This is a genomic window from Lysobacter sp. GCM10012299 (assembly GCF_042649405.1).
Taxonomy (GTDB): Bacteria; Pseudomonadota; Gammaproteobacteria; order Xanthomonadales; family Xanthomonadaceae; genus Lysobacter_J.
Genome location: NZ_JBHRZC010000004.1, coordinates 71,129 through 86,079 on the forward strand (window position 1 = coordinate 71,129; position 14,951 = coordinate 86,079).

Here is a 14,951-nt window from a genome sequence, read left to right on the forward strand (position 1 = left end):
GGCCGTCGCGACTGGCTCCCCACACCGTCGCCATGCACGCACCCAGGTGGTGCGCCGCTGCCCCCCACGGCCTGCGCCCGTAACCCGGATCGACTTTCGCCGCCACGCCCCCGCTTGGTGTACAGGTCGTAGCCGTTCGGGCTCAGCACCGACTTAAGCAGTCCGTTGCACCCATATGGTGGCCTCATCAGGCCTCCAGCACCGAAGCTATAGCAGTGCCCACGGCCCGGAGGGGCCGGTTCCGAATGACCGAAGAACGCGCAGCCGACGCGAGCGACCCGCAGATCGTGGTCGCCCAGTCCCAGGCTCCCACGCACCCGCAGCAGCAGGAAATGCCGCTGGCGGTGGTGCATGGCCAGCCGGTGCTGCAGATACCGCAGGACCTGTACATCCCGCCGGACGCCCTGGAAATCATCCTGGACGCGTTCGAAGGGCCGCTCGACCTGCTGCTCTACCTGATCCGCCGGCAGAACCTGGACATCCTCGACATACCCGTGGCGGACATCACCCGCCAGTACGTCGCCTACATCCAGGCCATGCACGAGATGCGCTTCGAGCTGGCCGCCGACTACCTGGTCATGGCCGCGATGCTGGCCGAGATCAAGTCGCGCATGCTGCTGCCGCGCTCGGCCACCGAGGAAGGCGAGGAAGACGACCCGCGCGCCGAGCTGGTGCGCAGGCTGCAGGAATACGAACGCTTCAAGAAGGCCGCCGAAGACATCGACACCCTGCCCCGGCAGGACCGCGACACGGCACCGGTACAGGCCTTCGTGCCCGACCGCGCCTCGATCCGCCTGCCGCCACCGGTCGACCTGAAGGAAATGCTGCTGGCGCTGCACGATGTGTTCAAGCGCGCCGAGCTGTTCACCCAGCACGCGATCAAGCGCGATGCACTGAGCGTCCGCCAGCGCATGGGCGAACTGCTGGAACGACTCAAGGACGGCAGCTTCTACCGCTTCGAGTCGCTGTTCACCGCCGAGGAAGGAAAGCTCGGCGTGGTGGTGACCTTCCTGGGCCTGCTGACGCTGGCCAAGGAGCAACTGGTCGAGATCGTGCAGGACGCGCCGTTCGCACCGATCTACGTCAAGTCGCTGGCGCTGCTGAAGGAAGGGGAAGAGATCGAGCTGAGCAGCGAGTTCGACGAACCGGCTGCGAATGACGACTGAGTCTCGTGACATCACGTCGTTACCGCGTCATCCCGGCGAAATCCGGGACCCATTTTGATATTCGCTGCAGTTCAGGGTGGATCCCGGCTTTCGCCGGGATGACGAACACACAACACTGCCAGGCACAACGAACCCATCCATGGATCAACAGCTAGTCATCCGCATTGTCGAAGCCGCCCTGCTGGCCTCCAACCAGCCGTTGACGCTGGCCCAGCTGCAGGCGCTGTTTCCCGACGACCAGCCGGCGCCGGCCGACAGCATCGAGCAGGCGATCGAAGCGCTGCGCGCGGGCGACGACAACCGCGGCGTGGAACTGGTCGAGGTCGCCTCCGGCTTCCGCTTCCAGGTCAAGGCCGACGTCCACCCCTGGGTGGCGCGGCTGTGGACCGAGCGCCAGACCCGCTACACCCGCGCCACGCTCGAGACCCTGGCGCTGATCGCCTACCGCCAGCCGATCACGCGCGGCGAGATCGAGCAGGTCCGCGGCGTCGCGGTCAACAGCAACATCATCAAGGCGCTGGAAGAGCGCGAGTGGATCCGCGTGGTCGGCCACCGCGACGTGCCCGGCAAGCCGGCACTGTTCGGCACCACCCGCGGCTTCCTCGACTACTTCGGCCTCAAGCGCCTGGACGAGCTGCCGCCGCTGTCGGAACTCAAGGACATCGGCGAGCTGGAGCCGCAGCTGCAGTTCGACAGCGCCCCGCCGATCGCCGCCGGCGGCATCGCCGAAGGCGTTGACGCCGACAACGCGCCTGATGCCGAGCTCGATGCCGACAACGATGCCGGTGTCGAAACCGTCGAGGTCAGCACCGAAGTCGTGGATGACGACGCGCTGCCCGAGACCGGCCACGGCGAAGACATGGAGGCCGGCGACGAGCACATCGACGCCGACTTCGACGATTCAGACGAACACGCCCCACAGGGCACACCCGATGCCGCGCCGGGAATGCGCGCGGCGGACGTGAACGATCCCGAGCAAGACATACACGCCGTCGAGACGACGACCGTTCCGGAAGACACAGACGAGGCCGAACTGGCCGAGTCGGAGCAATACAAACATGACTGAAGAAAAGAGCCGCAAGCTCACCCTCAAGCGCATCACCGACACCACGGGCGAAGCGCCGCGGCTGGAAGAGCGCCTGCACAAGGTCCTGGCCCAGGCCGGCCTTGGCTCGCGCCGGGCGCTGGAACAGCGCATCGCCGACGGCCTGGTCAAGGTGAACGGTGAAGTCGCGCAGGTCGGCATGAGCGTCAAGAGTGGCGACAAGGTCGAGCTCGACGGACGCCAGTTCGTCGCCAGCGCGCTGACCGACCCCTCGCGCGTGCTGATGTACAACAAGCCCGAAGGCGAAGTGACCACGCGCGAAGACCCCGAAGGTCGCCCGACCGTGTTCGAGTCCCTGCCCGCCCTCAAGGGTGCGCGCTGGATCGCGATCGGCCGCCTCGACATCAACACCACCGGCCTGCTGCTGCTGAGCACCGACGGTGAACTGGCCAACGCGCTGATGCACCCGTCGTTCGAAGTCGAACGCGAGTACGTCTGCCGCGTGCGCGCGCCGGAAGGCCAGGACGTGGTCCCCGAGAACATCGTCGACCGCCTCGCCCGTGGCGTCGCGCTCGAAGACGGCCCGGCCAAGTTCGACGAGATCGAACGCATCGGCGGCACCGATTCGCACGACTGGTTCCGCGTCGTGGTCAAGGAAGGCCGCAACCGCGAAGTGCGCCGCCTGTGGGAATCGCAGGGTTGCCAGGTCAGCCGCCTCAAGCGCGTGCGCTACGGCGACGTCGCGCTGCCGCGCGAGCTGCTGCGTGGCCAGTCGCGCGAGCTGCAGTCGGATGCGGTCGAAGCCCTGCGCAACAAGCTGGGCCTCGAGGACGGTGCACCGTCGTCGCTGACCCTGCAGCCGGTGATCGGCCAGCGCAAGGCGACCAAGGCCACCATCGACCTCACCGGTCGCGCCCGTTCCAACGGTTACGTCGGTGGCCACAACACCGCCGACGAAGGCCGTGAGCTGCGTCGCTTCGACCACGTGCGCGAAGACCGTGGCGGCCGTGGCCGTGGCGGCCCGCGCAAGCACGGTGGCCTGACGGTCAGCGGCGAAGCCGCCGCCAACCAGTCGCAGAAGCCGTTCAAGCAGCGCAAGGAAAAGGGTCCCAAGCCGTTGCCGGATGGCAATCCGGCGGCGTTCCGCACCTGGTACGTGCCGGACGGTGTCAGCACCGGCCCGAGCGGCCACCGCAATCCGGATGGTCGCGGCAAGGGTCCGGGCCAGGGTCGTCCGCAGGGCGGCAAGGGTCCGCGCCCGGGTGGCGGCGGCGGTCGTCCCGGTGGCGGCGGCTACGGCGGCGAGCGTTCCGGTGGCTTCGGCGGCGAAGGCCGCGGCGGCTTCGGCGAGCGCGGTCCGCGTCGTGAAGGCGGCGGTGGCGGCGGTCAGGGTCAGGGACAGCGCAGCTCGCGTCCTTACGGGCATCCGGGCAACGCGCCGAGCTTCCCGTCCGATCACGCCAATCCGGGCGCCTTCAATCCGTACGGCGACAAGCCGCGCGCCCCGCGTCCGGCAGGTGGTCGCCCGGGTGGCGGCGGTCGTCCGGGTGGCGGCGGTCCTGGCGGTCACGGCGGCCCGGGTGGTCGTCCCGGCGGCGGTGCACGTCCGGGCGGTCCTGGTCGTCCGGCCGGTGGCCCGCGTCCGGGCGGTCCGCGCGGTGGCGGTCGCCCCGGTGGCGGTCGCGGTCCGCGCGGCGGCGCCTGATCGCCGACTGAAATGACGGAATGACAAAGGGCGCTTCGGCGCCCTTTGTTTTTATGCCGTCATTCCCGCGAAGGCGGGAACCCAGAGTCGTTGCTCCTGCCCCTGTCCACCCACAGCTGTATCAGTTCCATTGGCAACGGGAACACGATCGTCGAGCTCTTCTCGCCGGCGATCTCGGTCAGCGTCTGCAGGTAGCGCAGCTGGATCGCGCGCGGATCGCCGCCCAGCAAACGGCCCGCCTCGACCAGCATTGCCGCCGCCTGGCGCTCGCCTTCGGCGTGGATCACCTTGGCGCGGCGCACGCGTTCGGCCTCGGCCTGGCGTGCGATCGCGCGGACCATCGTCTCGTTGAGGTCGACCCGCTTGATCTCGACGTTGGCGACCTTGATACCCCAGGCATCGGTCTGGCTGTCGAGGATGTTGCGGATGTCGTCGTTGAGCTTCTCGCGCTCGGCCAGCATCTCGTCGAGTTCGTGCTGCCCCAGCACCGAACGCAGCGTGGTCTGCGCCAGCTGGCTGGTGGCTTCGTAGAAATGCTCGACGTTGATGATCGCCTTCTGCGGATCGACCACGCGGAAATAGACCACGGCGTTGACCTGCACCGAAACGTTGTCGCGCGAGATCACGTCCTGCGGTGGAACGTCCATCACCACCGTGCGCAGGTCGACGCGCACCATCTGCTGCACGATCGGTATCAGCAGGATCAGGCCCGGCCCCTTGACCTTCCAGAAGCGGCCAAGCTGGAACACGACACCGCGTTCGTACTCGCGCAGCACCTTGATCGCGCTGATCAGGATCACTGCCAGCAGCACGATCAGCGGGAAGTACATCGCCAGGTACATGGAAGCTCTCCTTCGGTTGTTACGTGTTCAATGGGCGCGCGCGCTGTCGTCGTCGGGCGCCACGCGCAGCACCAGGCCGTCCAGGGCGAGCACGCGCACCGCCTGGCCGCGTCGCACCGGCACCATCGAACTGGCCTGCCAGTGCTCGCCGCGGACGTGCACCTGGCCGCGCCCTTCGAAATCGCGCGTGGCCACGGCCAACTGGCCGATCAGTTCTTCCTGGCCCGTGACCACCGGTTGCCGTCGCGCACGCGAAGCCAGCCAGACCATGCCCATGAACAGCAGCGCGGTCGCCACGCCAATCCCCGCGATCAGTCCACCGGGCACGCCGAAGCCGGGCACCTGCGTGTCGAACAGGATCAGCGACCCGGCCACCAGCGCGACCACGCCGCCGACGCCGGCCGCGCCCACGCTTGGCACCGCGAACTCGATCGCGATCAGCGCCACGCCCACCACGATCAAAGCAACCCCGGCGTAGTTCACCGGCAGCACCTGCAGGCCGTACGCGGCCAGCAGCAGGCAGATCGCGCCGACCACGCCGGGCAGGATCGCGCCGGGGCTGTAGCCCTCGAACACCAGCCCGTACAGACCGATCAGCAGCAACAGGTAGGCCACGGTCGGCTCGGTCAGCACCGCCAGCAGGCGTGCACGCCAGTCCGGCGTCACCACCGTCAGGTTCCGACCGACGAGATCGAGCGTCACTTCGTGCTGCGCGAGCCGGACCTTGCGACCGTGCGCCTGGCGCAGCAGTTGCTCGCTGTTGCCGGCGATGATCTCGATCACCCCCTGCGACAGCGCCTGGCTTGCGGTAAGCGTGGCGGCATCGCGCACGGCGGCCTCGGCGAACTCGCCGTTGCGTCCGCGCAGTTCGGCCAGGCTGCGCAGGTAACCGACGGCATCGTTGACCGCCTTGCGCGACATCGCGTCCTGCGGTTCGCGGCGCGGTGACGGTGCCGTGGCGGGCGCATTCCCTGCCGGCGGTTCGCGCTGCGCGCCAGGCTCGTCTGGCTGCGGCGACTGCTGCGGTCCCGCACCGGGCCCGCCCATCGATACAGGCGTGGCGGCGCCAAGCGATGTCGCCGGCGCCATTGCAGCGAGGTGGCAGGCATACAGGATGTAGGTTCCGGCGCTTGCCGCGCGCGCGCCTTCCGGCGCCACCCAGGCAATCACCGGCACCGGCGATGCGAGGATCGCCTGGTTGATGTCGCGCGTTGCCGCGTCGAGACCGCCCGGCGTGTCGATCCGCAGCACTACGGCCCGGGCACCCTCGTCGCTTGCCCGCTTGAGGCCGCCGCGCAGGTAATCGCGTGTCGCCGGACCGATCCCGCCCTTGATGTCGAGCAGCAATATTTCGCCCGATGACGACGAGGGCGCTGGCGCCTGCGCGATGGCCTGCCACGCCACCAACAGCAGCGCGAAGGCAAGCATCCAGGATCGCAGTGGAATGCGCATTGGGCCGGCGGCAAGCGCGCAATGCGCCTGCCTCCAGCAGAGTTAACACCACGTGCCGTTAAGGAAACGGAAGCGAATCGGTTACCGCATCCGGCATCAGGGCCTCAGCGCAGCAGGTTGGGCTGCGATTCGTACCATTGCCTGGCCTTGATCATGTGGAAATCGCGCTGACCGTTGTTGACCGCCACCGCACAACTGAGCACGCCCCAGTTCGCATACAGGCTGCCGACGCGACTCTTGCCCTTCAGCCGCAACCGCGCCTTGACCTCGTAACGCTGGTTGTTCGCCTCGACCCGGTCCAGCACCAGCACGTCGTCGCGCCATTGCACGTTGGCGCTGACCTGGGCCTGGCCGGAATCGATCATCTTGTACACCCACTTGGGGTAGTCGCGCTTGCGCGAGAACAGCGCCAGCAGGAAGCCGACGTCCTTCATCGCGATATTGGCCCGGCCGTTGACCGTGGCCGGCTTGTCCCAGTCCATGCGCGCGCGTTGCAGGTCGATCCGTGCCCACCAGCCGCTGCGCGACTCACCTCCGGGCTCGGTGAAACTCATGTTGTTCAGCGCGACCCGGGTGCCATCGATGTTGAAGTTGTGGCCGGTCAGGTCCGCCCGCCGCAGCTGCGTGTTGACATCGACATTGCCGCGCAGCGAGATGCCGGCGAAATGAAGCTGGGTGCCACTGCCCTTGACCCGCACCACGCCGGTGCCGACGGTGCCGGCGCCATCGAGGGTCAAGTCGCCGCTGACCGTTCCGGCGCCACCTTCGAAGCGCATCTGCTGCACCGGCAGGTAGCGGTTGTAGGCGCGCAGGTCGGGCACGCGCGCGTCGGCGAACACCAGGTGCGCCCGCAACGCATCGCGGACTTCCTTGACCGCGCCAGGCTGCCTGAGCTTCGCGCGCTCCAGTCCGGAGACCGTCTGCAGGTCCAGGCGCAGGTTCTGACCTTCCACGTACGGCCGATCGGGCGCGTCCTCCGCGGCCATGTTGAAGCGGTCCATCACCAGCTCGAGATACGGCAGCAGTTCGTCATCGGGACCTGCATCCAGTCGGCCCTGCGCCCGGGCGCGGCCCTGGATTCGGCTGCCCATCACGTGCGCCACGGCATCCACCTCGGGTATGCCGAAGCGGCTGCCGGCAGCGATCTTGCCGTTGACGACCTGCACGTCGGCATCGACCGCGCCGGACCCGTCCAGCGCCAGCCAGGGTGCATTGAACATAGTGCCCAGCCAGCGCAGCGACGAGAATTCCCAGCGCCCGACCACGTGACCGGATGTGCGCGGAATCGCCGCCTTGAAATCCTGCAGCGGGATGTCGGTGCCGCGAAGACGCAGGTCGGCATCGAGGAACAGCGGCTTGCCTTCCTGTGCCGGTGCCTTGGCCTTGAACACGATGTCGCGATCGACATCCAGCAGGAAGTCCAATGCGCCCTCACGCGGCTTTCCGGCGATGTCGGTGCCGGTCACCGGCATGTGCCAGCGCAACTCGCTGCCCGGCTTCAGTGATCCGCGCGCGAAGGCCAGCTTGGCGTGCGCCTTCCCCTGCCCCGGCACGGTCGAGATCGTGACCTTGCCCTGCTTGTCGGTGACGGTCTTCACCGCGGCCGACAGGCCATCGAGGCTGAGCTCGGCATCGGTCATCAGCAGCTTGCGGATGCCGGGGGCCTGCGCGCGGGTATGCCGCGCAATCGCGAAGCGCGCGTCGATGCGGGCGTCGTGCAGCATCGTGTCGCCCTTGTAGGAAAGCCGCGCCTTGTCGAAGTGCGCGGTCGACGGCATCAACTCGAGCGGCCCGCCGCGAAGCTGCTTGTAGAAGCCGACCTCGGCGCTGCCCGGCCCCTGCAGTTCCAGACCGGCGAAGTGGCCCGCCTTGATGGAACCGGTATGGATGCGATCGAAGCGCAACACCCATCCACCGGGGCGCGGTTGCGGCGGCGGCCGGCGAACCTTGAGCAGCTCGGCACCGCCGGACACATCGAACGCTTCCACCTCCGGCACGCGGACTTCCTTGTGCAGCAGCGGCAGGATGGCCACGCGCCCCTTCGCCTTGCCGGCCTGGACCGACCAGCCGGTGCGTCCGACCTGGCCCTTCATGTCCACGTCCCACACGGTCACGCGGCCCGGCCACAGGGTGATGCCCGGCCCCCACTGGATCTGGAATTTCTCGGGCTTGCGGTTGGCGACCCACGGTCCCAGCGGCGTGTTGAGGAACACGTTGCCGAGCACGAAGTAGGTTGCATAGAGGATCAGCAACCCCAGCACGATGCGCCTGAGCCATGGACGCGCGTTCGGCGGAACGCGATTCCAGTACGACCGTAGCCGGTCCTTCAAGGGTGCGCTGCTCAAGGGGGCGCTGTTCATGCGCCGGAGCTTATCCGAGCGATTGTGAGAACCGGCGTCACGCGCAGCCGGGCGGGAACGGCCTCGGCCGCCCCCGCATCCGCCGGACTATTTCAGGACGATTGCCGCGCTAATGACGGGTGAGGTGGACCACCCGCGGATGCACCAGTCGTTCGAAATCTTCCCAGCCCATCCGCATCAGTTCGCGGTGGTTGCCGGCGTTGAAGGCAATGCGCGCGTCTTCGCCCAGGCTGTCGGCGGCATACACCTCCATGCCGTAGAGGTTGCCGAACGGCGGCATGGCACCCACTTCGCACTCGGGGAAGCGATCCTTGAAATCGGACTCGCTGGCCAGCGCCACCTCGCGCGCGCCGCTGACCTGGCGCAGGCTGGCGAGGTCGAGCCATTCGCTCGAGGGGATCACCGCCATCGCAAGCTTCCCGTCGAGCCGGACCATGACCGTCTTGGCCATCTCCTGCTCGCCGATGTGGGCGCTGGCCGCGGTGGCCTGGGCGGTGAACGCGTGCGGATGCGTCATCGTGTCGTAAGCGACGCGATTGGAATGAAGGAATTCTTCTAGGCGTGGTGATGACATGGCCTGGGCTCCCTGATGGCGGAGCCGGCACGGCAGGTCCGGTGGCAGCGGGCGCGTCGCGCCGGCGTCCTTGTCGCAAGATCGCCGCGATTGCGCGGCCAGGCCAGTGTAATACCTTGATTCGCCGGCGCGCGTGACTGCGCGCCGGTGCCGATTCATTTCAGCTCGAAGGCATCGCCGTCGAGCATGGCCGGGAAGCGTTCCCGATGTGCCGCCAGCTCAGCGGCGAGCAGGGTCGTGGTGACCACCACTTCCTCGTCCGCGCATTCGCTGGCCGGATGGCCGACGAAATCGATCACGGCGCTGTCGCCGGCGTAGTGCAGGCCGTTGCCGTCGGTACCGACGCGATTGACCGCGGCGACGTAGCACAGGTTCTCGATCGCCCGCGCACGCAGCAGCGTCTTCCAGGGATAGCTGCGCGCCGACGGCCAATTGGCGACATAGATCAGCAGGTCGTAGTCGAGCTGGGCGGCGCGCTCGACATCGAAGCGGTTGCGCGAGAACACCGGGAAGCGCAGGTCGTAGCAGACCAGCGGACAGATCCGCCAGCCGCGCCAATCCAGCACGAGGCGGTCGCGGCCGGCGGCGTAGCGCTCGTGTTCGCGCGCGTAGCGGAACAGGTGGCGCTTGTCGTATGTGTGCAATGCGCCGTCGGGCGTGGCGAACAGCAGGCGGTTGAACACGCCTTCGTCGGTGCGCAACTGCACGCTGCCCATCACCGCCGCGTCGAGCTTGCGCGCCTGTTCGCCGATCCATGCCACGGTCGGCCCGTCCATGCCTTCGGCATTGCCGATCGCATCGTTGGAGAAGCCGCTGGTGAACGTCTCCGGCAGGATCACCAGGTCGGTGGTGCCGTGCAGCGGCGCGATCAGGCGCCCGTAATACTCGCGGTTTCCGGCCGGATCGTGCCAGCGGGTTTCGCCCTGTACCAGGGATACGCGCAGGTCGTTGCCCGGCGCCGACGGCGTGGCAGCTTTCGTCATAGTTTCTGCAGCCTCTCGATGGCAGCGTCCAGGGTCGCCTCGTTCTTGGCGAAGCAAAGCCGCGCCAGGCGCTGGCCCTGCGGCGGGGTTTCGTAGAACGGCGACAACGGAATCGCGGCGACGCCCTTCTCGATCGTCAGCCAGCGGCAGAACGCGGCATCGTCGAGGTCGCTGACCGCCGAGTAGTCGACCAGTTGGAAGTAGCCGCCCGGCACCGGCAATGGCTTGAGGCGCGTGGTCAGCAACTGCTCGCGGAAGCGATCGCGCTTGGCCTGGTAGAACGCGCCCAGTTGCTCGTAGTGCTCCGGTTCGGCCTCGATCATTTCGGCGAATGCCCACTGCGCCGGGGCGAACGTGCAGAAGGTGTTGTACTGGTGCACCTTGCGCAGCTCGGCCGACAACGCCGGCGGCGCGATGCAGTAGCCGACCTTCCAGCCGGTGCAGTGGTAGGTCTTGCCGAAACTGGAAATGACGAAGGCGCGTTCGCGCAGTTCCGGATGACGCAGCACCGATTCGTGGATGCGGCCGTCGAAGACGATGTGCTCGTAGACCTCGTCCGACAGCAGCAGGATGCCGGTGCCGCGCAACAGCGCGGTCAGCTGCTCGATATCGTCACTGTCGAACATCGCGCCGGACGGGTTGTGCGGCGAGTTGATCATCAGCAGCCGCGTCTTGTCGGTGATCGCGGCGCGCACCAGGCCCCAGTCCGGGGCGAACGTTGCCGGGTCGAGCGGCACGTGCACCGCGCGGCCACCGGCCAGGTCGATCGCCGGCTCGTAGCAGTCGTAGCAGGGATCGAGCACGATCACTTCATCGCCAGGCCGGACCACGGCCGCGATCGCATCGAAAATCGCCTCGCTGGCGCCGGAGGCAACCGTCACCTCGGTGTCGGCATCCGGGCGATGGCCATAGCAACGCTCGGTCTTGGTCGCGATCGCCTGGCGCAGCGCCGGGATGCCCGTCATCGGCGCGTACTGGTTGTGGCCATCGCGCATGGCGCGGTCCAGTGCCTCGATCAGGCGATTGGGCACGGCAAAATCCGGGAAGCCCTGGCCGAGGTTCACGGCCTTGTGCTCGACTGCGAGCTGGGACATCACGGTGAAGATGGTGGTGCCGACCTTCGGCAGCTTGGTTTGCAGGGTCATCTCAAGGGGTCTTGGAGGCTGGGGCCGTCGAGGCGGACAAGTGTAAGGATGCGCGCACCGCGGTGTCATGACGAGTGGTCATCACCCTATCGTGCCGCCCCACTTGAAAGGCACGATTGCACAGTCGCACGACGGCATTCACACTCCGCGCCATGCGCGAGCTGCAGATCGTCAATGCCGTCGAACTGGCCTCCGCTTACGTGGCCGCGGAGTACGTCGTCGTGCTCGACGGCGACGCCCTGCCGCTTCGCGTCGGCCAGCCTGCCAGCGACCTGGAAGCCTATTGGCCGGCCTCGCGCTACGCCTTCATCACCGCGTGGAACCCGGCTTCGCAGCCGCGCTCGGATGCGGCCAACCAGGCCGCCGATGCCTTGCTGGTGGCCGAGCTCGACGCCGTCGGGGCGGTCCGCCACCCGGCCTGGGCCCAGGACCCGACCGGCCACTGGCGCGAGCCGGGCTGGCTGCTGGCCGGTATCGAAGAGACCGACCTGCTGCGCCTGGCGACCGAATTCGGCCAGGCCGCGGTCCTGGCCTGGCAGCCGGGCGAGGCCGTCCGGCTGCGGATGCTGATGCCGCGTCCGCCGGTCGTCGCGGCAGTGGAGCACACCGATTGGGTAGCCGGCTGACCGGACCCGGCGTCTCGGGCCTCCCCGGGCGAGGCCGGCCACCGCCGCCCGACACCGACAAGCCCCTTTTCCGGCGACTCGCATAAACTGGCGCCTTCGCGGCCACCTGGCCGCAGCCATCCAGCCGATGACGCCAAACGACCGACCTGCTCCGCCGCTGCTCGCAGCCCGCGGCTTACGCTTTGCGCGCAACGACGAGCCCGTGTTCGGCCCGCTCGACTTCAGTGTCGATGCCGGCGAGGCACTGCTGGTCCAGGGCGACAATGGCGCCGGCAAGACCACCCTGCTGCGGGTGCTGGCCGGGCTGCTGCGGGCCGACGAGGGCGAAATCGACCTCGATGGCCAGCCGGCCGGCACGTCCCGGCGCGCGCGCGCGATCGCCTACCTCAGCCACCTGCCCGGCTTAAAGGCGGACCTGACCGCGATCGAGAACCTCAACTTCCTGTGCGGCCTGCATGGCCGCCGGCGCGCCCAGCTGCCGGAGAACGCACTGGCCATCGTCGGCCTCGCCGGCTACGAGGACGCCCTCGCCCGCCAGCTTTCCGCCGGCCAGAAGAAGCGCCTCACGCTGGCGCGCCTGTGGATGTCGCCAGCGCCGCTGTGGCTGCTCGACGAGCCCTACGCCAACCTCGATCTCGAAGGCATCGAGCTGGTCAATCGCATGGTCCAGGCGCACCTGCGCGAAGGCGGCGCCGCCCTCGTCACCACCCACGGCGCCTATGCCGCACCGCCGGTGCGGACGCGGATGCTGGTGATGTCGAAGGGGGGCATGCAATGAGCACCCAGACCGCCACCCTTTCCGGCGCTGCCCGCGCCCTGCTGGCGCGCGACCTGCGCCTGCTCTGGCGCCGCCGCGGCGATGCGCTGCAGCCGGCGCTGTTCGCGCTGCTGGTCGTGGTCTTGTTCGCCCTTGCCCTGGGCGGCGAGAAGCAGGCGCTGTCCAAGGTCGCCGGGGCCGTCCTGTGGCTGGCGGTGCTGCTGGCCGGGCTGCTGTCGCTCGACACCCTGTTCCGTGGCGACGCCGAGGACGGTTCGCTGGAGCAGTGGATGCTCGCCCCGGTCCCGCTGGCGTGGCTGGTGGCGGTGCGCACGTTCATGCACTGGGCGACCAGCGCGCTGCCGCTGCTGATCGCCACGCCCTTCCTGGCCGAGCTGCTGTACCTGCCGCGCGACCAGCTGCCGGTGCTGCTGGCATCGCTGGCGCTGGGCACGCCGCTGCTGAGCCTGCTGGGCGCGGTGGTGGCTGCGCTGACGGTCGGAATGCGGCGCTCCGGTATACTTGTAGCGCTGCTGGCGCTGCCGCTTTACGTGCCCGTGCTGGTGTTCGGTGCAGGCAGCGTGGCCGCCGCGGCGCAAGGGCTGGATCCCGTTGGCGCGCTGCTGTTGCTGGGCGCCGGCCTGGCCGTCGCACTGGTGCTGGCGCCCCTGGCCGCCGCCGCCGCGATCCGGATTGCGCTCAGCTAGTCAACGGACTGTTGAGCCAGATCAAGTGCCGCGCCCCGGCCCCGTCCTTTAATGTCCGCCGCACGCCCCACAGGGCCGAGATCCCGTAACGAGATCCCGTAACCGAGACAACGATGAATCCGATCATCCGCTGGTTCCACAAACTCGGTTCACCGCCCTACTTCGACCGTTTTGCCGCGCGCTGGGCGCCGTGGGGTTACGGCCTGGGCCTGCTGGTCATGGCCTGGGGCCTGTACGGCGCGCTGTTCCAGGTGCCGGCCGACTACCAGCAGGGCGACAGCTTCCGCATCCTCTACATCCACGTGCCCAGCGCCTGGATGAGCATGGCCGTGTTCGCGCTGATGGCGATCTACGCGGCGATCGCGCTGGTCTGGCGCATCAAGTTGTGCGAGATCCTGGCGATGGCCTGCGCGCCTATCGGCGCCGCCTTCACCCTGATCACGCTGCTGACCGGTTCGATCTGGGGCAAGCCGATGTGGGGCACCTGGTGGGACTGGGACCCGCGCCTGACCACCGAGCTGATCCTGCTGTTCCTCTACCTGGGCGTGATCGGCCTGTACAACGCGATCGACGACCGTCGCGCCGCCGCGCGCGCCGCGGGCCTGCTGGCGATCGTCGGCGTGGTGCTGCTGCCGGTGATCCGCTATTCGGTGGTGTGGTGGAACTCGCTGCACCAGGGCCAGACGATCCGCCTGCTCGGTGAGTCGAGCATGGATTCGAGCATGATCCCGCCGCTGGTCTGGATGATCGTCGGCACCAAGCTGTGGTTCATCGGCGCACTGCTGACGCGCGCCCGCGCCGACAACCTGCGTCGCGAAAGCGGCAAGGGCTGGGTGGCGGAGCTGGCGCGGGGGAAGGCGTGATGAGCTACCTGAACTACGTGATTGCCGCCTACGCGGTGTTCGTGATCGTGCTGGGCTGGGACTTCGTCGCCACCCGGTTGCAGATCCGCCGCGAACTGCGTGGCGCGCGCCTGCGCGCCGAACGCGAAGCTGCTCGCCCGCGCAAGGGCGCGGCGGCAAGCGAACTGTCCCGATAAGAATTGATCAGACAAGCATTGATGAGAGCGTGCCAATGAATCCTGTACGTCGCCGCCGCCTGCTGTGGGTGATCGCCCTGGTGGTGGCCGCCGGCATCGCCATGGCCCTCGTGGCCATGGCCCTGCAACGCAATATCGCCTACCTGTACACGCCCAGCGAAGTCCTGCGCGGCGAAGCCGGCGACCATGCGCGGTTCCGCCTTGGCGGCATGGTCGCGGCCAACTCGTTCACCCGTGCACCCGGTTCGCTGGAAGCCCACTTCAAGGTCAGCGACGGCGATGCGCTGATGCCGGTGGTGTACACCGGCATCCTGCCGGACCTGTTCCGCGAGAAGCAGGCCGTCGTCGCCACGGGCCGCATGCAGGGCGACACCTTCGTCGCCGAGGAAATCCTCGCCAAGCACGACGAGAGCTACATGCCCAAGGAAGTCGCCGACAAGATGGGCATGGCGCACAAGAAACACGACGTGCCGGCAGCGGCCGCGGGCGCGGCGCAATGAATACGACATATCGATCCTGCTCCCTCTCCCGTGTGCGGGAGAGGGTTGGG

15 protein-coding genes are annotated in these 14,951 nt (G+C 68.2%); 9 read left to right on the top strand and 6 right to left on the bottom strand.

Annotated elements, in window-relative coordinates; translation table 11 throughout:
* The first annotated feature begins 245 nt into the window (after positions 1–245).
* The 3 genes from ACFOPO_RS11490 to ACFOPO_RS11500 all read left to right on the top strand — a co-directional run bounded on the left by ACFOPO_RS11490 (position 246) and on the right by ACFOPO_RS11500 (position 3,916).
* Positions 246–1,166 (top strand): segregation and condensation protein A, encoded by a 921-nt coding sequence (locus tag ACFOPO_RS11490; protein WP_386703369.1) that lies wholly within the window; start codon positions 246–248, stop codon positions 1,164–1,166.
* Positions 1,167–1,305: 139 nt separating this feature from the next.
* Positions 1,306–2,232 carry an SMC-Scp complex subunit ScpB gene (scpB, locus tag ACFOPO_RS11495; RefSeq protein ID WP_386703370.1) on the top strand — a complete coding sequence of 309 codons (927 nt, stop codon included), beginning with the start codon at positions 1,306–1,308 and terminating at the stop codon, positions 2,230–2,232.
* Entirely contained in the window at positions 2,225–3,916 is a 1,692-nt protein-coding gene (locus tag ACFOPO_RS11500) for a pseudouridine synthase (protein WP_386703371.1), read from the top strand. Before scpB ends, ACFOPO_RS11500 begins: the two co-directional genes overlap by 8 nt.
* Before the next feature lie 59 nt (positions 3,917–3,975).
* Here the strand turns inward: ACFOPO_RS11500 and ACFOPO_RS11505 are convergent, their stop codons facing one another.
* The 6 genes from ACFOPO_RS11505 to ACFOPO_RS11530 all read right to left on the bottom strand — a co-directional run bounded on the left by ACFOPO_RS11505 (position 3,976) and on the right by ACFOPO_RS11530 (position 11,272).
* Complete coding sequence (locus tag ACFOPO_RS11505; protein ID WP_386703372.1) at positions 3,976–4,758, bottom strand: slipin family protein; 783 nt, start codon at positions 4,756–4,758, stop codon at positions 3,976–3,978.
* A 27-nt stretch (positions 4,759–4,785) separates the two neighbouring features.
* Positions 4,786–6,186 (bottom strand): nodulation protein NfeD, encoded by a 1,401-nt coding sequence (locus ACFOPO_RS11510; protein WP_386703373.1) that lies wholly within the window; start codon positions 6,184–6,186, stop codon positions 4,786–4,788.
* Between the two features lie 128 nt (positions 6,187–6,314).
* The gene (locus ACFOPO_RS11515) at positions 6,315–8,570 is read right to left on the bottom strand and encodes a hypothetical protein (RefSeq protein WP_386703374.1); all 2,256 of its coding nucleotides are present in this window, start codon (positions 8,568–8,570) and stop codon (positions 6,315–6,317) included.
* A 109-nt stretch (positions 8,571–8,679) separates the two neighbouring features.
* Positions 8,680–9,144 carry an aminoacyl-tRNA deacylase gene (locus ACFOPO_RS11520; RefSeq protein ID WP_386703375.1) on the bottom strand — a complete coding sequence of 155 codons (465 nt, stop codon included), beginning with the start codon at positions 9,142–9,144 and terminating at the stop codon, positions 8,680–8,682.
* Positions 9,145–9,299: 155 nt separating this feature from the next.
* A complete protein-coding gene (locus tag ACFOPO_RS11525; RefSeq protein ID WP_386703376.1) occupies positions 9,300–10,127 on the bottom strand; it encodes an amidohydrolase in 828 nt (275 codons plus the stop codon).
* Positions 10,124–11,272, bottom strand: a complete 1,149-nt coding sequence (locus ACFOPO_RS11530; RefSeq protein WP_386703377.1) for a pyridoxal phosphate-dependent aminotransferase — start codon at positions 11,270–11,272, stop codon at positions 10,124–10,126. The genes ACFOPO_RS11525 and ACFOPO_RS11530 overlap by 4 nt, the downstream gene beginning before the upstream one ends.
* 152 nt (positions 11,273–11,424) lie before the next feature.
* Between ACFOPO_RS11530 and ACFOPO_RS11535 the strand changes: the two genes are divergently transcribed.
* From ACFOPO_RS11535 to ccmE, 6 genes are all read left to right on the top strand, one after another.
* Positions 11,425–11,898: a DUF3293 domain-containing protein gene (locus ACFOPO_RS11535; RefSeq protein WP_386703378.1), complete on the top strand. Its 474-nt coding sequence runs from the start codon at positions 11,425–11,427 to the stop codon at positions 11,896–11,898.
* 127 nt (positions 11,899–12,025) lie between these two features.
* Complete coding sequence (gene ccmA / locus ACFOPO_RS11540; protein WP_386703379.1) at positions 12,026–12,676, top strand: heme ABC exporter ATP-binding protein CcmA; 651 nt, start codon at positions 12,026–12,028, stop codon at positions 12,674–12,676.
* Entirely contained in the window at positions 12,673–13,362 is a 690-nt protein-coding gene (ccmB, locus tag ACFOPO_RS11545) for a heme exporter protein CcmB (protein ID WP_386703380.1), read from the top strand. The genes ccmA and ccmB overlap by 4 nt, the downstream gene beginning before the upstream one ends.
* Before the next feature lie 113 nt (positions 13,363–13,475).
* Positions 13,476–14,225: a heme ABC transporter permease CcmC gene (gene ccmC / locus ACFOPO_RS11550; protein WP_386703381.1), complete on the top strand. Its 750-nt coding sequence runs from the start codon at positions 13,476–13,478 to the stop codon at positions 14,223–14,225.
* Positions 14,225–14,401, top strand: coding sequence for a heme exporter protein CcmD (locus ACFOPO_RS11555; RefSeq protein ID WP_386703382.1), 177 nt, complete (start codon positions 14,225–14,227; stop codon positions 14,399–14,401). The genes ccmC and ACFOPO_RS11555 overlap by 1 nt, the downstream gene beginning before the upstream one ends.
* A 35-nt stretch (positions 14,402–14,436) precedes the next feature.
* Positions 14,437–14,901 (top strand): cytochrome c maturation protein CcmE, encoded by a 465-nt coding sequence (gene ccmE / locus ACFOPO_RS11560; RefSeq protein WP_386703383.1) that lies wholly within the window; start codon positions 14,437–14,439, stop codon positions 14,899–14,901.
* Positions 14,902–14,951: the final 50 nt, after the last annotated feature.